Below are 20,107 nucleotides of genomic sequence, written 5' to 3'. Positions count from 1 at the left end.
CTTCCAAGGAGCCCGCATGAGCGCTACCCATACGCTGTTCTACGCCGCCGCCTCGCCCTTCGTGCGCAAGGTCCTGGTCCTGCTCCACGAAACCGGCCAACGCGAGCGCGTGGCGCTCGAGGAAGTCACGCCGACGCCGGTCGCGCCCATCCGGCAGCTCAACGCCAGCAACCCGGCCGGCAAGATTCCCGCCCTGCGCCTGCCGGACGGCCAGGTGCTGCACGACAGCCGGGTGATCTGCGACTACTTCGACCAGCAGCACGTCGGCGAACCGCTGATCCCCCGCGAAGGCAGCGCCCGCTGGCGACGCCTGACCATCGCCTCGCTGGCGGACGCCGTCCTCGACGCCGCGGTGCTGACCCGCTACGAGACCTTCGTCCGTCCCGAGGAGAAGCGCTGGGACGCCTGGCTCGAGGCACAGCGGGAAAAGATCGCGTGGTCCCTGGCATGGCTGGAGAGCGACTGCATCGCCGAACTGCAGGCGCGCTTCGACATCGCCGCCATCGGCGTCGCCTGCGCCCTGGGCTATCTCGACCTGCGCCAGCCGGAGTGGGACTGGCGCGGCCGCTACCCGCGACTCGCCGCCTGGTTCGCCGAAGTCAGCCAGCGCCCGTCGATGCAGGCCACCCGCGCCTGACCCCGAGGCCCGCCGACGCCTGCTGCCGCCGCAGACGTTCGGCGCGTTGCAGCCAGGCCGCCGAGGGGCCGGGGAACAGCAGGCCGATCCGCGCCGCCAGGCGCTCGCCGTCGCGACGGTCGTCGCGCAGGCCGACATAGCCGTTCATTTCCAGCACACCAGGCGGAACAGCAGCAGGCCCAGCAACAGCGCGCTCTGTCCGAGCCCCATGCAAAGCTCCAGGAAGGAGCGTACGTGCGGATTGCCGGCGGCGCCCTCGATGCCGCTGAGGCCTTCCCAGAATCCGTCCGGCATCAGCACCAGCATGGCGTGGGCCAGGGGCTTGCCGCTGGCGATCCAGTACTCGATCAGGCCGAACTTGCCGAAGAACAGCAGAAAGATCAGGATCACGCCGCTGACCAGCAGGCCGAGGGCGGCACAGAGGGTGAACTCGAAGAACAGGCGCATGCTTTTCCTCCTTGGAAATCGGCGGCGGCCGGCGCCGCCGCCCTCGTCGTCAGGCCCTGGCGGGTACCGCCGGGAGGTCCTTGCGGCCGACCCCGTACCAGTCCAGGCGGCGGGTCAGCACCATCACCGCGGCAAGCACCGCGAACAGCAGCAGCGAGCCCATCAGCAAGGCGTAGTCCTCCGCGCTCAGCAAGCCGTAGAGCAGGCCGTACAGCCCTGCCAGGCCGACGCTGAAGCCCAGCCCTCGGGCCACGCTGCGCAGGACGAAGCACAGGTAGAAGCCGATCAGGCCGACGCAGGCTCCGGCGGAGACCAGGTAGGCCAGCTCGAAGCCGACATGCTCGGCCAGCGACAGCAGCAGCAGGTAGAAGAACGCCAGCGCCAGGCCGACCAGCGCGTACTGGATCGGGTGTACCGCCAGGCGCTTGAGCACCTCGAAGAGGAAGAAGCCGGCGAAGGTCAGGGTGATGAACAGCAGCGCGTACTTGATCGCGCGGTCGGCCTTCAGGTACTGGTCCACCGGATCGACCAGGCCGACGCCGAAGGCGCGCGCCTGGAAACCGTCGCAGCGCTGCTCCTCCACGCAACTGCGCAGCGCCTCTTCCATGTTGGTGGCGAAGAAGCTGGTTTGCCAGCGCGCGGTGAAGCCCTGGGCGGTGATCTCCCGCTCGCTGGGCAGGAACTCGCCGCCGAAGCTCGGGTGCGGCCAGTCGGCCTTCAGGATGACCTGGCTGTCGCGGCCCACCGGCACGATGTCCAGCCGCTCGCTGCCGAGCAACGACAGGTCGAAGGCGTACTCCAGGCGCTGCGCCTGGCGCCCGTCGACGCCTTGCAGCGGTGCGTGCACACCGCTGCCGAGCAGGCCGACCCGGCTACCCGGCTCGAAGTCGACGCTGGCACCGTTGAGGGACAGGCGCAGGGCATTCTCGATGCCGCGGATGTCGCTGATGCCCATCGCCAGGAACGGCGTTTCGAACTGGTAGTCCTCCAGGTCTTCTTCGATGCCATAGTGCGCAGGCACCTGGAAGTAGCCGGCAACCTTGTTGTCGACGTGGTACAGGCGCGCCTGGTAGATGCCACGGTAGCGCAGCTCGGTGTGCATCTGCCCGTCGAGGGCGAAGCGGTCGGGCAGGAAGTACAGCTCGCCGCGCTGCTCGCGCTCCTGCAACACGCGCTTCTCGGTCTTCTCCTCGGTGACCCACTCGCGCACCGTCCTGCGGTACGGCACCACCAGCAGCGGGCCGGTGAGGCGCTGGCTGTAGCTGGAGCTGCGGGCGATATCCTGCAGCACGCCGTCACGAACCTCCTGGCGATCGCGGATCAGGCCGTCGATCATCAACAGGGGAATCAGCAATAGCAGGATGAGTAGGGCGATGGCGCCGAGCTTGTAGGCCAGCGTGCGGTTCATGGGGGACTCTCCGTCGGGGTGATGGCGGAAAGTCTGCGGCGCCGCGATGGCGGGCTTCGGGTCGCCGTGTGGAGAGTCGATGGAGTTTCCGTGGAGACGCCTCAGCCGCGCGGCAGCCAGAGCAGCGCCTCGACGCCGTCGTCGCGGTTGCCGACCTGCAACCGGCCGCCATGCAGTTGCGCCACCTCGGCGACGAAGTTCAGTCCCAGCCCGGTGCTCTTGCGCCCGCTGGCCGGGCGCGGCAGCGAGTAGAAGCGTTCGGTGAGGCGCGCCAGGGCGTAGTCGGGAATCGCCGGCCCCTGGTTGAACAGGCGCAGGGCGATACCCTCGCCGTCGGCCTCGGCGAGCAGGCGAAGGATGCCGCCGGGCGGGGTGAAGTCGAGGGCGTTGTCGAGCAGGTTGGCCAGCGCCTGGCGCAGCAGGAACTGCTCGCCGCGAACCTCGCAGGGACCTTCCAGGCGGTTCTCCACCCGCAATCGCTGGCGCTGGATACGCGCCGCCTGGCCTTCCAGCAGGGACGCGGCGATCTCCCGCAGGTCGACCTTGCCGACCTCCTCCAGGCCTTGCCGCTGCTCCACCTGGGCCAGGCTCAGCAGGCGCTCGATCAGTTGTTGCAGGCGCTCGCTCTCGCCGGCGATGTTGCCGACGAAGCGCGCCCGCTGCTCGGCCGGCATCTCGCCGTCGAGCAACTCGGCGGCGCCACGGATCGCCGCCAATGGGCTCTTCAGTTCGTGGGTCAGGGTATGCACGTAGCGCTCGACGTAGTCCTTGCCTTCCAGTTGCGTGCGCATGCGTTCCACCGCGTCGGCCAGTTGCGCCATCTCGCCGCCGCGATAGCGCGGCAGCTCGGCGCGGCGCCCCTCGCTGACCGCCTGTGCGTACTGGGTGAGGCGCCGCAGCGCGCCGCTGAGCCACCAGGAGAGCAGGCCGCCGACCAGCAGGCCGAGGGCGATCAGCCCGGCACCGAGCCAGGCCAGGCGCCGCTGCGAGCGGTCGATGTAGGGTTGCAGGCTGCTGTTCGGCTTGGCCACCGAAACCACCCCGATGATCTTCCCGGCATCCTTGATCGGCGCCGCCACGTACATCACCGAGGAATCCGGGTCGTCCGGGTCTTCGCGGCTGGAGCGCGCGCCGTACTGGCCACGGAGGGTCAGGTAGACGTCGTTCCAGCGCGAATAGTCCTGGCCGACGGCCACCCCGGCGGAGTCCAGCAGCACCTTGCCGCTGGCGTCGGTGACGTAGATGCGGTGGTTCACCGCCTCCTTGCGCAAGCCCCAGATATCCGCCTGCGGCACCCGCTTGCCGTAGTCCTCGAGCATCTCCGGCAGGTCGCTCTGCGCCAGGGTGCCGTTCTTCACGTCCTGGCGGAGGATCTCGGCGAGCAGGTTGGCGGTGTCCACCAGGGTTTCCTCGGTGGACTGGCGCACGCCGGGGCGCACTTCGTCCATCACCGTGCTCAGCACGAAGTAGCCGGTGAGACCGACGAACAGGAAGTAGACCAGAAAGATCCGAACGCCGAGCGGCATCAGGCGTGGTCCGGGCTGTAGCTGTAGCCCAGGCCGCGATGGGTCTGGATCGCTTCGCCGCGTTCGTTCACCTGGCGCAGCTTGGCGCGCAGGCTCTTGATGTGGCTGTCGATGTTGCGCTCGTAGCCGGCCTCGCTGGCGACGCCGAGGGCGTCGAGCAACTGCTCGCGACTGAATACCCGCTCGGGCTGCCCGAGCAGCGTCTGCAGCAGGCGGAACTCGTGGCGGGTGAGGTTGAGCGGGGTGTCGCGGTAGTGGATCCGCACGCGCTCCTCGTCGACCTGGAACGGCCCGCTCGGCGTGGCCTCTTCCAGCGCCGCCGGGCGCGGCGCCATGCGCTTGAGGATGGCCTTGACCCGCGCCGCCACCTCGCGCGGGCTGAACGGCTTGACCACGTAGTCGTCGGCGCCGATCTCCAGGCCGACCACGCGGTCGATCTCGGCATCGCGCGCGGTGAGGAAGATCACCGGCACCTCGGAGAACCGCCGCAGGCGCTTGCAGGCCTCGAAACCGCTGATGTCCGGCAGACCGACGTCGAGGATCAGCAGATCCGCCGGCTGGCGCTCCTGCAACGCCAGCGCCTCGCCGGCGAGGGTCACCCAGGTGGTGGCGAAGCCTTCGGCCTGCAGGGCGTAGAGCAGGGTGTCGGCAATCGCGGCTTCATCTTCGACGATCAGGATATGCGGCATGGCGTGACGGCGGCTGACGGGAATGCCGGAACGGTGCCGCAAGCCGGCGCGCGCGTCAATCGCGCCGCCGGTGGCGTAGGACGCTTACTTGCAGGTGGGCTTGTCGGCGACGAAGCGCTCGGAGGGATCGACCGCGACGTGGAATTTGCGCAAGCCCTTGGTGCCCATCAGGAACGGATAGTTGAAGGCGCTGCGGTCGGTGAGGTTGACCTCGATGGTCTTCATCGCTCCGCCCAGGCAGACCTGCAGGTCGATCACCGGGCGTTCGCTCAGGCGGTCCTCATCCTCGTCCTCGCCGTTGCGGTTGTCGGCGCGGTTCTTGATCTTGCCGATGCGCGCCAGCTTGTGCTCGAACACCGAGCCATCGGCCTCCTTGGTGGCCAGGCGGAAGCGCACCCACTCCTCGCCGTCGCGCTGGAACAACTCGATGTCCTTGGCCGACAGCGAGGAGGTGTAGGCGCCGGTGTCCATCTTCGCCTGCAGGGTGCGGTCCAGCTCCGGCAGGGAGACCCATTCGTAGCGGCCGTAGAGGTTGGGTTCGGCGGCGAGGACCGGCAGGGCGAACAGCGAGAGCAAGGCAAGGGCACGCTTCACGCGGGCATCTCCTGAAGTGATACGAGGTCCACATAGGACTAGCACGGCGCGGTTTCGTTCGCCACGCCGGCGGCTTGGGCGGCGCGGCGCGGATGCGTATGATGGGCCGCGTCGACCCACACCCAGGACAGGGAAACCAACCATGCGGGAACTGTTGACCGGCCTGACCAGCAGCCTTCTGCTGCTTCTCAACACGCTGATCCTGATCGGCCCGATGATGCTGATCGCACTGCTCAAGCTGGTGCTCCCCGGCCAGCGCCTGAAGGACCTCTGCTCCAGGGGCGTGATGTGGATCGCCGAGACCTGGGCGGAGATCGACAAGTGGATCTTCGCCACCTGCACGCCGACGGTCTGGGACGTGCGCGGCGCCGGCGACCTGCGCCAGGACACCTCGTACCTGGTGGTGAGCAACCACCAGTCCTGGGTCGACATCCCCGCCTTGATCCAGGTGTTCAACCGGCGCACCCCGTACTTCAAGTTCTTCCTCAAGAAGGAGCTGATCTGGGTGCCCTTCCTCGGCCTGGCCTGGTGGGCGCTGGAGTATCCGTTCATGAAGCGCTATTCCAAGGCCTTCCTGGAGAAGCACCCGGAACTCAAGGGCAAGGACCTGGAGATCACCAAGGCCGCCTGCGAGAAGTTCAAGCGCATCCCGGTGACCGTGGTGAACTACCTGGAAGGCACGCGCTTCAGCGAGCAGAAGAAGGCCCAGCAACAGTCGCCCTATCGCCACCTGCTCAAGCCCAAGGCCGGCGGGGTGGCCTTCGTCCTCGCCGCGCTGGGCGAGCAGCTGGACGCCCTGCTCGACGTCACCGTGGTCTACCCGAGCGACAAGGTTCCGGGATTCTGGGACCTGCTCTGCGGACGGGTGCCGAAGGTGATCGTCGACATCCAGACCCGGCCGATCGATCCCGCCCTGTGGCAGGGCGACTACGAGAACGACCCGGTGTTCCGCCAGTACGTGCAGGAATGGGTCTCGCGCATGTGGGAAGAAAAGGACGAACGCATCGCCCGCTTGCGGCAACTACGCTGAAGTACCGGCCGAAGCACACCCATCTCGTAGGGCGGATAGCCGCAACGCGGTTATCCGCCGTTTCCACGGCGCAGCGGCGGATAATGCCGGGGGCGTTATTCGCCCTACCGGTGCGGGCAACGAATACCCGGGGGTCGCACCCACCTCGTAGGGCGAATAACCGCAACGCGGTTATCCGCCGATCCGCTGGCGGCAGATCAGAGCAGCGACGAGCCGCCCGCCTTGCTCACTCCCCAGAGATTGCTCAGGCTGCCCAGCAGCTCGCTGTTGGCGCCCTGCTTGCCGAAGTAGTCGACCAGCACCTGGGCGAACTTCTCGGTCATCCCGCTATCCATGCCCAGGGTGCCGAAGGCCTTGTTCACGTCGCCCATGCTGTCCGCATTGCCGAGCAGCGAACCGAGGCCCTTGCTGTCGCCGCCGCTCTTGCCGAGCACGTTGCCGAGCCCGCCGAGACCGGCCAGGGCGTTGTTGCCGGCCAGCTTGTCGAGGCCGGGGATGGTCTTAACCAGTTGCGAATAATCGTTGCCGGCCAACTGGTTCTTGGCCAGGCCGAGCAGGGCGCCGGTACCGCCGACCGCCTGCTCCTGGCTGACCCCGAGCTGACCGGTGAGTGCGCCGAGCAGACCGCTGGTCTGCGGGGTGGTGGCTACCTGGGCGGAGTCGCCCTGGGACGCCCCGGCGACCGCCTTGGCGGCATCCCCGAGATTGAAGGCGAACGCGGAGGCGGCGCTGAGCAGCAGGGCCGCGGCCAGGGTAGCGTGAGTGGTGACGCGCATCGGCAATTCCTCATGAGATATCGAACGCCCCGGCCGCATTCGCAGGCCGGGGTGAGATTTCGACCGGCCGGCCGGTGCCTTGTTCCCCAACCTTGGTCGGGTCACTTGGCCTTCGGCTTGTCGGCCTTGCCCTTGGCGGCGGCGCCTTTCTTCGCCGCCGGCTTCCTCGCCGCCGTCGCGCGGCCCCTGGGCGTCTCGCCGGCACCGGACTTCTTGCGTGCCGCCGGCTTCGGCGCGGCGCCCTTGCGGTAGCCGACGCCGTCCTTGGCGTCGTAGAAGAAGGTGACCGTCTCGCCCTCCTTCACCTCGCCCTTGAGCATCGCCGTGGCCAGGCGCGTCTCCAGCTGCTGGCGGATCTGCCGCTTCAGTTCGCGGGCGCCGAACTCCGGCTGGTAGGCCTCTTCGGCGAGGTGGCCGACCAGGCTGTCGTCGATGTGCAGGTAGATGTCCTGAGCGTGCGCGGCGCGCTTCACCCGCTCCAGTTGCAGGCGCACGATGTCCTCGATCTGCGCCTTGCTCAACGATTCGAAGACGATCACCTCGTCGAGGCGGTTGAGGAATTCCGGGCGGAAATGCCCGCGCAGGGTAGTCATCAGTTCGCGCTTGAGCTTCTCCGGCGGCTGGGCGAACTCGCCGGCCTGGGCGTTCTTCATGATCAGCTCGGAGCCGAGGTTGCTGGTGGCGATGATGATGGTGTTGGTGAAGTCCACCACGCGCCCCTTGCCGTCGGTCAGGCGGCCGTCGTCGAACACCTGCAGGAGGATGTTGTTGACGTCGGCGTGGGCCTTCTCGATCTCGTCGAGCAGGATCACGCTGTACGGCCGCCGGCGCACCCGCTCGGTGAGCTGGCCGCCCTCGTCGTAGCCGACGTAGCCCGGCGGCGCACCGATCAGCCGGGACACCGCGTGGCGCTCCATGTATTCGCTCATGTCGATGCGGATCATCGCGTCTTCGTCGCCGAACACCACCTCGGCCAAGGCCTTGGCCAGCTCGGTCTTGCCCACCCCGGTCGGGCCGAGGAACAGGAAGGTGGCGATCGGCCGGCTGCCCTGGCGCAGCCCGGCGCGGGCCAGGCGCACGGCGTCGCTGACCGCGGTGATCGCTTCCTGCTGGCCGATCACCCGCTGGTGCAGGCGCTCTTCCATCTGCAGGAGCTTCTCGCGCTCCTCGGCGGTCAGTTCGGTGACCGGGATGCCGGTGAGCTTGGAGATGATCTCGGCGATGTCCTCGACCCGCACCTCCTCGGTCTTCGACCCCTGGGTCTGCTGCCAGCGCTCGGTGATCTGCTCGAGGTGTTCCTTGCGTTCCTGGATGCGTTTCTCGAAGACCTTCGCCTCGTCGTACCACTTGCGGCTGGCGGCGTAGTCCTGCTCGCGCTTGAGCTGCGCCAGCTCGGCCTCCAGTTCCTGGATCTCGGCCGGCCGCGAGGTGCTGGCGATGCGCACGCGGGCGGCGGCCTGGTCGATCAGGTCGATGGCCTTGTCCGGCAGGAAACGGTTGCCGATGTAGCGGTCGGACAGTTCGGCGGCGGCGACGAAGGCCTCGTCGCGGATGGTCACCTTGTGGTGGCCTTCGAGCTTGTCGCGCAGGCCACGGAGGATGGAGATGGTCTGCTCCACCGTCGGCTCGGGGACGAACACCGGCTGGAAGCGCCGCTCCAGCGCGGCGTCCTTCTCGATGTACTTCTGGTACTCGTTGAGGGTGGTGGCGCCGATCAGGTTCATCTCGCCGCGCGCCATCGCCGGCTTCAGCACGTTGGCCACGTCCAGCCCGCCTTCGCCGCCGCCCTGGCCGGCACCGACGATGGTGTGCACCTCGTCGATGAACAGGATGATCTCGCTCTGCGCCGCCTGCAGTTCGTCCATCACCTGCTTGAGGCGTTCCTCGAACTCGCCGCGGTACTTGGCGCCGGCGACCATGGCGTTGATGTTCAGTTCGACCAGGCGCTTGTCGCGCAGCACCTCCGGCACCTCGCCCTGGACCATGCGCTGGGCCAGGCCTTCGACGATGGCGGTCTTGCCGACGCCGGGCTCGCCGATCAGCACCGGGTTGTTCTTCTTGCGCCGGGCGAGAACCTCGATGGTGGTCTCGACTTCCTTCGAGCGGCCGATCACCGGATCGAGCTTGCCTTCGCGGGCCAGCCGGGTCAGGTCGCGGCTGAACTTGTCCAGTTGCGGAGTGTTGCTCGGGCCGTCCACGCGGCCGTCCTCGGCGCCCTTGCCGACCACCTTGACCGCTTTCTGCCGTAGCGCCTGCTCAGTCAGGCCATACTTCTTCAGGAGCGTCCCGGCGAAGCTGTCCGGCACCGCTGCCAGGCCGAGCAACAGGTGCTCGGGGCCGACATAGCTGTGGCCGAGTTCGCGGGACAGGGCGAAGGCATGCTGCAAGGCGCTCTTCACCCGTGGCGAGATGGTCATGTCCTCGCTCGCCTCGCCCTTGCTGGCGCCGCGCACGGCGTTGGCCTCGATGTACTGCTTGAGGTCGGCCGGCGACAGGCCGAACTGCTTGAGCACCGCCTGCACCACGTCGGCGTCGGCCAGGGCGTAGAGCAGGTGCTCGGTGTCCACTTCGCGCTTGCCGAATTCGGCGGCGACCTGCGCGGCGCGTTGCAGGTACTCGGTGGTCTGCTTGCTGAAGTACTCGGCGATGTCCACCGCCTCCGGCTCGCGGGCGCGCACCGGGGTGACCGGGCTCTGCTCGCCGAAGCCGGAGAAGATCTCGTCGAACGGGCTGCCGCCGCCGAACAGCGACTCCAGCGGCGAGCGCATGCGCTGCTGGCGCATCAACTGGCGGTAGTGCAGTTCGCAGAGGGCGAGTTCGCGGCGCTGGCCGTTCTGTACCAGGCTGACGCGGGCGACGGCGGGACGTTCGTGGCAGATAGCGCAAAGTTCCTGGGCCATGGGAGGGCTCCTGTTTCCACGGAAGGTGGGCTTCGGCGACGGCGGCGGCGACCGGGGTCGCCGAGCGCTGCGTGGAGAACATCGCGACAAGGCGGTGAAGCACGCGCCGTCGAGCATGCAACGCGGGACATGTCCGTGCGATGACGAAGCGCCGGCGTCGCATCCGCAGCCACTGACGGGGTGACTCTTGAGTACTAGCACAGCAGCCGGCGAGCGCCAGCGCTTCGGCTTGACCCAGGACAATGAAAGGCGACCGCTCTGGCCCGCGACTTCCGCCGCAATGCCCGTTGTTCGCCCCGATCCGGTCGTCGGCCGTCCCATCGCGGCGAGAACTTCTCTATGCTTGGGCCCTGTCCGCCCGAGGGAGCCCGTCCATGAGCGAGCCGTTCCAGCTCACCCCCCGCATCGCCCGCCAACTGCCCTGGCTGGTCGCCGTCGCCTTCTTCATGCAAGCCCTCGACGGCACCATCCTCAACACCGCGCTGCCGAGCATGGCCAGTTCGCTGAACGAAAACCCGCTGCGCATGCAGGCGGTGGTGATCGCCTACCTGCTCACGGTGGCCCTGCTGATACCGGCCTCGGGGTGGATCGCCGACCGTTTCGGCACACGCCGGGTATTCCTCGGCGCGGTACTGCTGTTCAGCCTCGGCTCGTTGCTTTGCGCGCTGTCGCCGAGCCTCGAACTGCTGGTCGGCGCGCGCATCGTACAGGGCGTCGGCGGCGCGCTGATGATGCCGGTGGGACGGCTGGTGATCCTGCGCGTCTACCCGCGCCAGGACCTGGTGCGGGTGCTCAGCTTCGTCACCATTCCCGGCCTGCTCGGCCCGCTGGCGGGACCGACGCTGGGCGGCTGGCTGGTGGAGTACGCCTCCTGGCACTGGATCTTCCTGATCAACCTGCCGGTCGGCCTGCTCGGCTGCCTGGTGGCGATGAAGCTGATGCCGGACCTGCGCAGCCCGGTGCCGAGCCGTTTCGACAGCATCGGCTTCCTGCTCTTCGGCGGCTCCATGGTGCTGATCTCCATCGCCCTGGAAGGACTCGGCGAGCTGCACCTGTCGCACCTGCGCGTGGTCCTGCTGCTGATCGGCGGACTGGTCCTGCTCACCGCCTACTGGCTGCGCGCGCTACGCATCGACAAGCCGCTGTTCCCGCCGAGCCTGTTCAAGGCGCGGACCTTCGCCGTCGGCATCCTCGGCAACCTGTTCGCCCGCCTGGGCAGCGGCGCCCTGCCCTTCCTCACCCCGCTGCTGCTGCAGGTGGGACTGGGCTACCCGCCTTCCACCGCGGGCATGACCATGATCCCGCTGGCGCTGTTCGCGATGGTCGCCAAGCCGATGGCCAAGCCACTGCTGGACTTCTTCGGCTATCGCAAGCTGCTGGTCGGCAACACCCTGATCCTCGGCTGCCTGATCGCCGGCTTCGGCCTGGTCGACCAGGACACCCCCTACGTCTGGCTGCTGCTGCACCTGAGCCTGCTCGGCGCGGTGAACTCCCTGCAATTCACGGCGATGAACACCCTCACCCTGATCGACCTGCAGGACAGCAACGCCAGCAGCGGCAACAGCCTGATGTCGGTGGTCGTGCAATTGTCGATCAGCCTTGGCGTGGCTTGCGCGGCGGCGTTGCTGGGCGGTTTCCAGACCGACCTGGATACGGGGCAGGACACCGTACTCGGCGCCTTCCACGCCACCTATGTCAGCGTCGGCCTGATGTCGATGCTGGCCGCAGCGATCTTCTTCCAGCTCGGCAGCGAGGACGGCCGCACCAGCCCGCGCCGGGTCGATCCGGAAAAGGACCCGGACCTCTAGCCGGGCTCGCGAGGACGAGGCGCGCCCGCGCAACCTGTGGATGACGGCGCTGATCGTGCTGCCCCGGCTGGCGCTGGCCGCCGGACTGCCGCGCGGGTTCTTCTACTGAGCGGCGAGCGCGCCGCAGGTGGGTTTGCGGGTGAAGGTTCGGGACACGTCGACCGCGCCGAGGTGTTCGAGCGTGCGGCGGCCGAGCAGCACCGGATAGTTCATGTTGCCGCGGTCGCGCAGGGAGAACTGCTCGCGCAGCAGCTTGGCGCCCAGGCAGATGTCCATCGCCACCACCGGACGGCTGTCGCTGCCACCGGCGCCGCGCACCTTGATCAGCCGCAGCACCTTGCGCTCGAAGGTCACGCTGACCGGCGCCTTGCTGTCGGCGGTGGGCAGCACGACATCGAAGCGCACCCAGCGCTCGCCGTCCTTCTTGTAGCGATGGATATTCCTCGCGTCCAGCGACGAGGTCAGCGCGCCGGTATCCAGCTTGGCCTTGGCCTGCATGCGCTCGGGCATCAGCCAGGACTGCTCGATCCAGCCCCAGTGCTCGGTGGCGGCATGGCAGGACGCGGAAGAGAACGACAGCGACAACAGCGCGGCGAAGGCCAGACGACGGGATTGCACAGGCTTCATCGAAACGACTCCGAACGGGACCGGGCCACTCTGGGCGGGAACTCGTCAAGACAGGGTGAACGGCAGGCGAAGACAGTGTGACGGTTTTCTCCGGGCAATAAAAAACCCGGATGCTTCCATCCGGGTTCTTCGGGCTGGGGCCCAGGGATCTTAGTTGATCACCTGAACGCGCTCGGCCTGCATGCCTTTCTGGCCTTGTACGACTTCGAAGCTGACCTTCTGGCCTTCGGCCAGGGTCTTGAAGCCGTTACCTTCGATGGCACGGAAGTGAACGAAAACGTCCGGGCCGCTTTCCGGGGTAATGAAGCCGTAGCCTTTGGTTTCGTTGAACCACTTAACGGTGCCGTTCTGACGGGACATTGCAAGTTCTCCTTGGAACTATGGGTATTGATTTAGCCACGAAATCGTAGCCGGTAACTGAGTTGCAAGGAGTTACAAGGAGTCGAGCAGGACGGGCTGGAATTTCCGACCGCATCAGGTCACGATCGACGGCGACCCATGCAAACACAGTGTCAGCACTCTACGACAAAAAACTGAGGAAAGCGAACCTGTATAAAAATACAGAAACGCGCTTTTTTCGTTTTTCGGACGAACGGTACTGGCCAAAGATACATTGCCTGTCGCTGCTGCTCCGGCGGCGATCGCACGCGGCAAGCCGCCGCAGGCTGCTAGACTAGCCGCTCGTATCGCCTGCCGAGCCCTGCCCCGTGACCTCCACCGCTTTCTCCTCGCTGCCGCTTTCCGCGGACCTCCTGGCCAATCTCGACTCCCTCGGTTACCGGGAGATGACGCCGATCCAGGCGCAGAGCCTGCCGCTGATCCTCCAGGGCCACGACCTGATCGCCCAGGCCAAGACCGGCAGCGGCAAGACCGCGGCCTTCGGCCTCGCCCTGCTCAGCCCGCTGAACCCGCGCTACTTCGGCTGCCAGGCGCTGGTGCTGTGCCCGACCCGCGAACTGGCCGACCAGGTCGCCAAGGAGATCCGCCGGCTGGCCCGTGCCGCCGACAACATCAAGGTCCTGACCCTCTGCGGCGGCGTCCCCTACGGTCCGCAGGTGGCTTCGCTGGAGCACGGCGCGCACGTGGTGGTCGGCACCCCGGGGCGCATCCAGGAGCACCTGCGCAAGGGCACCCTGGTCCTCGACGGGCTCAATACCCTGGTCCTCGACGAAGCCGACCGGATGCTCGACATGGGCTTCTACGACAGCATCGCCGAGATCATCGGCCAGCTCCCCGAGCGCCGGCAGACCCTGCTGTTCTCCGCCACCTACCAGGACGGCATCGAGAAGCTGGCGAAGACCTTCATGCGCGATCCGCGACAGGTGAAGGTCGAGTCGCTGCACGCCGACAGCCAGATCGAGCAGCGCTTCTTCGAGATCGACCCGAAGCAGCGCATGGACGCCGTGGTACGCCTGCTCCAGCATTTCCGGCCGCAGTCCTGCGTGGCCTTCTGCCAGACCCGCCAGCAGTGCCAGGAGCTGGCCGACGCACTGAAGGCGCAGCGGATTTCCGCCCTGGCCCTGCACGGCGACCTGGAGCAGCGCGAGCGCGACCAGGTCCTGACGGTGTTCGCCAACCGCAGTTGCAACGTACTGGTGGCCACCGACGTGGCCGCCCGCGGGCTGGACATCGCCGCCCTGGAAACGGTGATCAACGTCGAGCTGGCACGCGACCCGGAGGTCCACATCCATCGCATCGGACGCAGCGGTCGCGCCGGCGAGAAAGGCCTGGCCCTGTCGCTGGTGGCGCCGGCCGAGGCCAGCCGCGCGCAGGCCATCGAGGACCTGCAGAAGCAGCCGCTGGCCTGGTACGCCCTCGGCCAGTTGAAGGCCAGCCCGGAGCCATTGCTGCCGCCGATGAGCACCCTGTGCATCGCCGGCGGACGCAAGGACAAGGTGCGCCCCGGCGACCTGCTCGGTGCCCTCACCGGCGACGCCGGGCTGCCCGGCAGCGCGGTGGGCAAGATCGCCATCTTCGACTTCCAGGCCTTCGTCGCCATCGAGCGCGGCCTCGCCCACCAGGCCCTCAAGCGCCTGAGCGAAGGCAAGATCAAGGGGCGCTCGTTCAAGGTCCGCCTGCTGTAGCGCGCCGCCGCTTCGCTCGCCGGGCCCGCTCCGGCGCGCGATATCGCCGCCGGGTAACTTCCGGCGCGGCGACGACGTCTTAGCGTTCGCAGGCACGAAGCCTGCATCCGCCAGATGCCCGGCTCGACCGAGTTGCCCACGGCAGCGTTTCCTGCGACTGCGGCGGGCAGCGGACTTCCAGTCGCGCGAAATCGGCCGATTGAATTAGCCGGACAGGCCACATAGGCTGAACCACGGACCATCGGATAGCACTCCGCCCCATGCCGCCCTCTTCGCTGACACACACGCTCCGCCGCCTCTGGGCCCTCGACAAGTTCGCCTACAGCCTGCGGGTGTTCATCGCCCTGGCCGGCGCCCTGCTGCTGTGCTGGTGGCAGGACCGCATCGAGCTGCTGATCCCGCTGTTCCTCGGGATCATCGCCAGCGCCCTGGCGGAGACCGACGACAACTGGCTCGGCCGCCTGCAAGCGCTGCTGGTGACCCTGCTGTGCTTCAGCGTCGCCGCCTTCGCCGTCGAGTTGCTGTTCCCCTATCCCTGGCTGTTCGTTTCCGGGATGGCGCTGTCGGCGTTCGGCATGATCCTCCTCGGCGCCCTCGGCGAGCGCTATGCGGCGATCGCCTCGGCGACCCTGATCCTCTCGATCTACACCATGATCGGCGTGGACCAGCGCGGCGGTGAGGTCGCCGATGTCTGGCACGAACCGCTGCTGCTGGTGGCCGGGGCGGCCTGGTACGGGCTGCTCTCAGTGCTGTGGAACGCGCTGTTCTCCAACCAGCCGGTGCAGCAGAGTCTTTCCCGCCTGTATTTCGAGCTGGGCGAATACCTGAGGATCAAGTCGAGCCTGTTCGAACCGTTGCGCCAGCTCGACGTGGAGGGCCAGCGCCTCGCCCTGGCACGGCAGAACGGCAAGGTGGTGGTGGCGCTGAACCAGGCCAAGGAGACCATTCTCAACCGCCTCGGCCATGGCCGGCCGGGCCCCAAGGTGAGCCGCTACCTGAAGCTCTATTTCATCGCCCAGGACGTCCATGAGCGCGCCAGTTCCTCGCACTACCCGTACAACCGGCTGGCCGAGGCGTTCTTCCACAGCGACGTGCTGTTCCGCTGCCAGCGCCTGCTCAACCAGCAGGGCAAGGCCTGCCAGGCCCTGGCGCGGGCTATCCGCCTGCGCCAGCCGTTCGACTACGCCGACCGCGAGCTGGCCCTGGAAGACCTCCAGGCCTCGCTCGAACACCTGCGCCAGCAGAGCAACCCGGCCTGGAAGGGCCTGCTGCGCTCGCTCGGCGCCCTGGCCGCCAACCTCACCACGCTGGACCGCAAGCTGGCCGGGGCGAGCAACCCGGACGCCATCGCCGACGAACAGGACAGCGCCCTGCTCGACCGCTCGCCGCGCAGCCTGAAGGACGCCTTCGAGCGCCTGCGCCAGCAGCTCACCCCGACCTCGCTGCTGTTCCGCCACGGCCTGCGCATGGCCCTGGCGTTGACCGCCGGTTACGGCGTGCTGCACTGGATCCATCCGACCCAGGGCTACTGGATACTGCTCACCACGGTGTTCGTCTGCCAGCCCAACTATGGCGCGACCCGCCTGCGCCTGGTGCAGCGGATCCTAGGTACGGTGGTCGGCCTGGTGGTCGGCTGGGCGCTGATCGACCTGTTCCCCAGCCCGCTGGTGCAGTCGCTGTTCGCGGTCGCCGCCGGGGTCGCCTTCTTCGCCACCCGCAGCAGTCGCTATACTCTGGCGACGGCGGCGATCACCCTGCTGGTGCTGTTCTGCTTCAACCAGGTCGGCGATGGCTACGGGCTGATCCTGCCCCGCCTGTTCGATACCTTGCTGGGCAGCCTGATCGCCGGCCTCGCGGTGTTCCTGGTGCTGCCCGATTGGCAGGGCCGCCGGCTCAACCGCATGCTCGCCAACACCCTCGCCTGCAACAGCCGTTACCTGCGGCAGATCATGCAGCAGTACGCCACCGGCAAGCGCGACGACCTCGACTACCGCACCGCCCGGCGCAACGCGCACAACGCCGACGCAGCGCTCTCGACCACCCTGTCGAACATGCTCCTGGAGCCCGGCCACTTCAGGAAGGACGCCGAGATCGGCTTCCGCTTCCTGGTCCTCTCGCACACCCTGCTCAGCTATCTATCCGGTCTCGGCGCGCACCGCGAAAGCCTGCCCGAGGACGCCAGCGACGGCCTCCTGGAGCGCGCCGCCGAGCGGCTCTCCGCCAGCCTCGAGGAAATCGCCGCGAGCCTGGAACAGAAACGCCCGGTCGCCATCTACAGCGAAGAGGAGGAAGCGCTGGCCAAGGAACTGGAGCAGATGCCCGAGGACATGGACGACAGCCATCGCCTGGTACAGACCCAACTGGCGCACATCTGCCGCCAGCTCGCCCCGCTGCGCACCCTGGCCGCGCACTTGCTGAAGAAGGAACTGGCCGGCGCGCAGCCGCTGCCAGGCCAGCCCTAGCGCGCGCCGTAGCGCTCCAGCAGGCGCTGGTAGCTGCCGTCGTCGCGCATGCCGCGGATGGCCAGGTCGAAGCCGTCGACGATCTCGTCATGCCGGGGATTCCTCAGGCTCACCAGCAGGTGCAGGCCGTTCTCGCCAAGCGGGATGGGCAGTACCTCCAGCTTGTCGCGCAAATCGGCCAGTTCGCCCTTGAAGGCGACCCCCAGCGCCAGCTCGTCCTCCACCGCCAGGTCGACCCGCCCCGCCTCGAGCATCCGCGCGGCGTTGGCGAAGCTGGTCACGTTGACCTTCTGCAGACGGCTGTCACGGTCGAATTCGGGCGCGTAGGCATAGTCGCGCACGACCGCGATGCGGTAGGGACGCAGGTCGCTCAGGCGGGAAAACTCGATACCCCGCCCCTTGCGTTGCAGCAGGCGGATGCGGTTGCTCAGGTAGGCGCGGGAAAACTGCCCGTAGAGGCTGCGGGCGGGCTCGTACCAGGCGCTCAGGGCGATGTCGTAGTCGCCGCTGCGCACGCCGTACAGGGCACGCGACCAGGGTACCTGCTGGAAACTCGAGTCGAAGCCGGCGCGCTTGAGCGCGGTGGTCACCAGTTCCACCGCCAGGCCGTTGCCAGGCAGGCGCGAATCGACGAAAGGCGGCCAGGAGTCGCCGACCAGGCGCAGGTTGGCGGCAGGCAGCGCGCAAGGGAGGAGCAATGTCAGCAGCAGGAGTGCGCATCGCAGCATGAAGGAGCGTCCCGGGAGTGGATCGCCACAGCATAGCCATCCCGACCCCGGGCACGCATGTCCCCGTGTCGCGGCTCGATGATATTTCCATCACAAACCGCGCGCGTTCACCTCTCCTCGTCCTCTCCGTCGGCCTTTTCGTTCCGCGGCGCGGCACCTGCGTACTTGCCGCCGAAGAGTTCGATCGGCATCGGGAAGACGATGGTCGAACTCTTGTCGCCGGCGATCGCGCCGAGGGTCTGCATGTAGCGCAACTGCATGGCGCCACTCTGCCGGCCGAGCATCTGCGCCGCCTGCATGAGTTTCTCCGAGGCTTGCAGCTCGCCCTCGGCATGGATCACCTTGGCCCTGCGCTCACGCTCCGCCTCGGCCTGCCGGGCGATGGCGCGGACCATCGATTCGTTGAGATCGACGTGCTTGATTTCCACATTCGCCACCTTGATGCCCCAGGCGTCGGTCTGCGCATCGAGCACTTGCTGGATATCCAGGTTCAGGCGCTCGCGCTCGGCGAGCATCTCGTCCAGTTCGTGCTTGCCCAGCACCGCGCGCAGGGTGGTCTGCGCTAACTGGCTGGTGGCGGCCAGGTAGTTCTCCACCTGGATGATCGCCTTCTGCGGATCGAGCACGCGGAAGTACACCACCGCGTTGACCTTCACCGAAACGTTGTCGCGGGAAATCACATCCTGCGGCGGCACGTCGAGAACGATGGTGCGCAGGTCGATGCGCACCATCTGCTGGATCGCCGGGATCACCAGCACCAGCCCCGGCCCCTTGACCTTCCAGAACCGCCCGAGCTGGAACACCACGCCACGCTCGTACTCGCGGAGGATGCGCAGCGCGCTGAACAGCAGCAGCGCGAGGAACACCAGCAACATCGCCAAACCATAGGAAATACCCATCATCCACCTCCTTCATCGGCCAGCGCGACTTCCAGGAGCAGGCCCTTGCGCGCCAGCACCCAGACCGGCTGGCCCACCGCCAGCGGCCGCGCGGCGAGCACCCGCCAGCGCTCGCCCTGGAGCAGCACCCAGCCTGCGCAGGGTTGTTCGGAATCCACCGCCGCCACCGTCGCCAGGCTGCCGACCAATCCGGCGGTGCCACTTACCACCGCTTGCCGGCGAGTACGCAGGGCCATGCCCAGCAGACCGACGATCAGCGCGGCGCTGAGCAACGCCAGGGCCACCACCAGGCCGGGCGGAATGCCGTAGCCGGGCACCTCGGTATCGATCAGGATCAGCGCGCCGACCACGAACGAGACGATTCCGCCGATGCCGAGCACGCCGAAGCTGGCGACGAACGCCTCGCCCACCATGAACGCCAGGCCCAGCGCGATCAGCGCCAGCCCGGCGTAGTTGACCGGCAGCATCTGCAGGGCGTACAGGCCGAGCAGCAGGCAGATGCCGCCGAGTACGCCGGGCAGCGCCATGCCGGGATTGGCCAGTTCGAAGATCAGCCCGTAGATGCCGATCATCATCAGGATCAGCGCCACGCTGGGATCGGTGAGCACCGCCAGCAACCGCGCGCGCCAGTCCGGTGCCTGGCGCTCGACCGTGGCGCCGCCGGTAGCCAGGGTCAGCACGCGCTCGCCGACGCGCAGGCTGCGGCCGTCGAGCTGGCGCAGCAGGTCGGGCAGGTCGCGGGCCTGCAGGTCGATCACCTTCTGCGCCGCGGCCTCGTGCGCCGCCAGGCTGACCGCCTCGCGCACCGCGCGCTCGGCCCACTCGGCGTTGCGCCCGCGCAGTTGCGCGAGGCCACGGATATAGGCGGCGGCGTCGTTGACCTGCTTGCGCGCCATGGGTTCGGCGTCCCGCGCCGGGGGCTTCTCTGCGGGCTTGTCCGGCGTCCCCAGGCGCACCGGGGTGGCAGCGCCGAGGTTGGTGCCCGGCGCCATCGCCGCGATATGGCAGGCATACAGGATGTAGGTGCCGGCGCTCGCCGCCCGCGCCCCGCTGGGCGCGACGAAACCGGCGACCGGCACCTGGCTGGCGAGGATCGCCTTGACGATGCGCCGCATCGATGCGTCCAGGCCGCCGGGCGTGTCCAGTTCCAGCACCACCAGTTGCGCGCCGTCCTCGGCGGCACGCTCGATGCCGCGCACCAGGTAATCGGCGCTGGCCGGGCCGATCGCACCATCCACCGAGAGCACCCGAACCGGGCCGGAGGCCGCGAAACAGGCCGGGCCGGCGAAGCACAACAACAGCGCCAGCGCGAGCCGGCACGGCATCCGCATATCGACCTCCCCGACCGCCCGGCCGGGCCACCCCGGGACGAAGGTGCTCGTCCCGCGCACCGGGCCGGCAAGCGACCGGCCCCGCCGCGCACTTCTCAGTCTAGTTCAGTGGCTCTCGCCTTCCCCGCGCGTGTCCGGATCGGCAAATCCCTCAACATGCC

18 protein-coding genes are annotated in these 20,107 nt (G+C 67.9%); 5 read left to right on the top strand and 13 right to left on the bottom strand.

Annotation, left to right across the window (positions count from 1 at the left end; genetic code table 11):
* The first annotated feature begins 16 nt into the window (after positions 1-16).
* A complete protein-coding gene (locus M6E97_RS27435) occupies positions 17-637 on the top strand; it encodes a glutathione S-transferase (RefSeq protein WP_034005222.1) in 621 nt (206 codons plus the stop codon).
* Here the strand turns inward: M6E97_RS27435 and M6E97_RS27430 are convergent.
* The 6 genes from M6E97_RS27430 to M6E97_RS27405 all read right to left on the bottom strand — a co-directional run bounded on the left by M6E97_RS27430 (position 600) and on the right by M6E97_RS27405 (position 5,301).
* Positions 600-785: a hypothetical protein gene (locus M6E97_RS27430; protein ID WP_003084739.1), complete on the bottom strand. Its 186-nt coding sequence runs from the start codon at positions 783-785 to the stop codon at positions 600-602. The genes M6E97_RS27435 and M6E97_RS27430 overlap by 38 nt on opposite strands.
* Positions 782-1,084, bottom strand: a complete 303-nt coding sequence (locus M6E97_RS27425) for a hypothetical protein (RefSeq protein WP_003084737.1) — start codon at positions 1,082-1,084, stop codon at positions 782-784. The genes M6E97_RS27430 and M6E97_RS27425 overlap by 4 nt, the downstream gene beginning before the upstream one ends.
* Positions 1,085-1,133: 49 nt before the next feature.
* Positions 1,134-2,492, bottom strand: a complete 1,359-nt coding sequence (creD, locus tag M6E97_RS27420) for a cell envelope integrity protein CreD (RefSeq protein ID WP_034005220.1) — start codon at positions 2,490-2,492, stop codon at positions 1,134-1,136.
* Positions 2,493-2,593: 101 nt separating this feature from the next.
* Complete coding sequence (gene creC, locus M6E97_RS27415) at positions 2,594-4,018, bottom strand: two-component system sensor histidine kinase CreC (RefSeq protein ID WP_003084735.1); 1,425 nt, start codon at positions 4,016-4,018, stop codon at positions 2,594-2,596.
* Positions 4,018-4,707 carry a two-component system response regulator CreB gene (gene creB, locus M6E97_RS27410; RefSeq protein WP_019484382.1) on the bottom strand — a complete coding sequence of 230 codons (690 nt, stop codon included), beginning with the start codon at positions 4,705-4,707 and terminating at the stop codon, positions 4,018-4,020. Before creB ends, creC begins: the two co-directional genes overlap by 1 nt.
* A gap of 84 nt (positions 4,708-4,791) precedes the next feature.
* A complete protein-coding gene (locus tag M6E97_RS27405; RefSeq protein ID WP_003084733.1) occupies positions 4,792-5,301 on the bottom strand; it encodes an ATP-dependent zinc protease in 510 nt (169 codons plus the stop codon).
* Between the two features lie 142 nt (positions 5,302-5,443).
* On the opposite strand from M6E97_RS27405, the gene M6E97_RS27400 reads away from it, so the two are divergent.
* Positions 5,444-6,331 carry an acyltransferase gene (locus M6E97_RS27400; RefSeq protein WP_003084727.1) on the top strand — a complete coding sequence of 296 codons (888 nt, stop codon included), beginning with the start codon at positions 5,444-5,446 and terminating at the stop codon, positions 6,329-6,331.
* Between the two features lie 197 nt (positions 6,332-6,528).
* On the opposite strand, the gene M6E97_RS27395 is transcribed toward M6E97_RS27400, so the two are convergent.
* A complete protein-coding gene (locus M6E97_RS27395; RefSeq protein WP_003084725.1) occupies positions 6,529-7,107 on the bottom strand; it encodes a DUF2780 domain-containing protein in 579 nt (192 codons plus the stop codon).
* 101 nt (positions 7,108-7,208) lie between these two features.
* Positions 7,209-10,007 carry an AAA family protein disaggregase ClpG gene (gene clpG / locus M6E97_RS27390; protein ID WP_003084722.1) on the bottom strand — a complete coding sequence of 933 codons (2,799 nt, stop codon included), beginning with the start codon at positions 10,005-10,007 and terminating at the stop codon, positions 7,209-7,211.
* Between the two features lie 374 nt (positions 10,008-10,381).
* Between clpG and mdtD the strand changes: the two genes are divergently transcribed.
* Positions 10,382-11,815 carry a multidrug transporter subunit MdtD gene (gene mdtD / locus M6E97_RS27385; RefSeq protein ID WP_003084717.1) on the top strand — a complete coding sequence of 478 codons (1,434 nt, stop codon included), beginning with the start codon at positions 10,382-10,384 and terminating at the stop codon, positions 11,813-11,815.
* Positions 11,816-11,917: 102 nt separating this feature from the next.
* Here mdtD and M6E97_RS27380 read toward each other — a convergent pair whose 3' ends face one another.
* Together M6E97_RS27380 and M6E97_RS27375 are read right to left on the bottom strand one after the other, a co-directional pair.
* Complete coding sequence (locus M6E97_RS27380) at positions 11,918-12,442, bottom strand: ATP-dependent zinc protease (protein ID WP_003084714.1); 525 nt, start codon at positions 12,440-12,442, stop codon at positions 11,918-11,920.
* A 150-nt stretch (positions 12,443-12,592) separates the two neighbouring features.
* On the bottom strand, positions 12,593-12,802 hold the full coding sequence (locus tag M6E97_RS27375; protein WP_003084710.1) for a cold-shock protein: 210 nt from the start codon (positions 12,800-12,802) through the stop codon (positions 12,593-12,595).
* 347 nt (positions 12,803-13,149) lie between these two features.
* Here M6E97_RS27375 and dbpA point away from each other — a divergent pair, with 347 nt between their 5' ends.
* Together dbpA and yccS are read left to right on the top strand one after the other, a co-directional pair.
* Complete coding sequence (dbpA, locus tag M6E97_RS27370; protein WP_034005218.1) at positions 13,150-14,526, top strand: ATP-dependent RNA helicase DbpA; 1,377 nt, start codon at positions 13,150-13,152, stop codon at positions 14,524-14,526.
* 260 nt (positions 14,527-14,786) lie between these two features.
* Positions 14,787-16,988: a YccS family putative transporter gene (yccS, locus tag M6E97_RS27365; protein ID WP_003084700.1), complete on the top strand. Its 2,202-nt coding sequence runs from the start codon at positions 14,787-14,789 to the stop codon at positions 16,986-16,988.
* Here yccS and M6E97_RS27360 read toward each other — a convergent pair.
* From M6E97_RS27360 to M6E97_RS27350, 3 genes are all read right to left on the bottom strand, one after another.
* Complete coding sequence (locus tag M6E97_RS27360; RefSeq protein ID WP_003099929.1) at positions 16,985-17,716, bottom strand: substrate-binding periplasmic protein; 732 nt, start codon at positions 17,714-17,716, stop codon at positions 16,985-16,987. The genes yccS and M6E97_RS27360 overlap by 4 nt on opposite strands.
* Positions 17,717-17,823: 107 nt before the next feature.
* Entirely contained in the window at positions 17,824-18,618 is a 795-nt protein-coding gene (locus tag M6E97_RS27355) for a slipin family protein (protein WP_023443536.1), read from the bottom strand.
* Positions 18,615-19,946, bottom strand: coding sequence for an NfeD family protein (locus M6E97_RS27350; protein ID WP_033983368.1), 1,332 nt, complete (start codon positions 19,944-19,946; stop codon positions 18,615-18,617). The genes M6E97_RS27355 and M6E97_RS27350 overlap by 4 nt, the downstream gene beginning before the upstream one ends.
* Between the last annotated feature and the right edge of the window lie 161 nt (positions 19,947-20,107).

The sequence above is a fragment of the Pseudomonas sp. B111 genome (assembly GCF_026428275.1).
Classification (GTDB): Bacteria; Pseudomonadota; Gammaproteobacteria; order Pseudomonadales; family Pseudomonadaceae; genus Pseudomonas; species Pseudomonas aeruginosa.
This window is presented reverse-complemented; position numbering and strand designations above follow the sequence as displayed.

What these genes read in the sequence shown, in the direction of transcription:
- M6E97_RS27435 (WP_034005222.1), top strand. Translation starts at nt 17, where the DNA reads ATGAGCGCTACCCATACGCTGTTCTACGCCGCCGCCTCGCCCTTCGTG.
- M6E97_RS27430 (WP_003084739.1), bottom strand. Translation starts at nt 785, where the DNA reads ATGAACGGCTATGTCGGCCTGCGCGACGACCGTCGCGACGGCGAGCGC.
- M6E97_RS27425 (WP_003084737.1), bottom strand. Translation starts at nt 1,084, where the DNA reads ATGCGCCTGTTCTTCGAGTTCACCCTCTGTGCCGCCCTCGGCCTGCTG.
- creD (WP_034005220.1), bottom strand. Translation starts at nt 2,492, where the DNA reads ATGAACCGCACGCTGGCCTACAAGCTCGGCGCCATCGCCCTACTCATC.
- creC (WP_003084735.1), bottom strand. Translation starts at nt 4,018, where the DNA reads ATGCCGCTCGGCGTTCGGATCTTTCTGGTCTACTTCCTGTTCGTCGGT.
- creB (WP_019484382.1), bottom strand. Translation starts at nt 4,707, where the DNA reads ATGCCGCATATCCTGATCGTCGAAGATGAAGCCGCGATTGCCGACACC.
- M6E97_RS27400 (WP_003084727.1), top strand. Translation starts at nt 5,444, where the DNA reads ATGCGGGAACTGTTGACCGGCCTGACCAGCAGCCTTCTGCTGCTTCTC.
- M6E97_RS27395 (WP_003084725.1), bottom strand. Translation starts at nt 7,107, where the DNA reads ATGCGCGTCACCACTCACGCTACCCTGGCCGCGGCCCTGCTGCTCAGC.
- clpG (WP_003084722.1), bottom strand. Translation starts at nt 10,007, where the DNA reads ATGGCCCAGGAACTTTGCGCTATCTGCCACGAACGTCCCGCCGTCGCC.
- mdtD (WP_003084717.1), top strand. Translation starts at nt 10,382, where the DNA reads ATGAGCGAGCCGTTCCAGCTCACCCCCCGCATCGCCCGCCAACTGCCC.
- M6E97_RS27380 (WP_003084714.1), bottom strand. Translation starts at nt 12,442, where the DNA reads ATGAAGCCTGTGCAATCCCGTCGTCTGGCCTTCGCCGCGCTGTTGTCG.
- M6E97_RS27375 (WP_003084710.1), bottom strand. Translation starts at nt 12,802, where the DNA reads ATGTCCCGTCAGAACGGCACCGTTAAGTGGTTCAACGAAACCAAAGGC.
- yccS (WP_003084700.1), top strand. Translation starts at nt 14,787, where the DNA reads ATGCCGCCCTCTTCGCTGACACACACGCTCCGCCGCCTCTGGGCCCTC.
- M6E97_RS27360 (WP_003099929.1), bottom strand. Translation starts at nt 17,716, where the DNA reads ATGCTGCGATGCGCACTCCTGCTGCTGACATTGCTCCTCCCTTGCGCG.
- M6E97_RS27355 (WP_023443536.1), bottom strand. Translation starts at nt 18,618, where the DNA reads ATGATGGGTATTTCCTATGGTTTGGCGATGTTGCTGGTGTTCCTCGCG.
- M6E97_RS27350 (WP_033983368.1), bottom strand. Translation starts at nt 19,946, where the DNA reads ATGCGGATGCCGTGCCGGCTCGCGCTGGCGCTGTTGTTGTGCTTCGCC.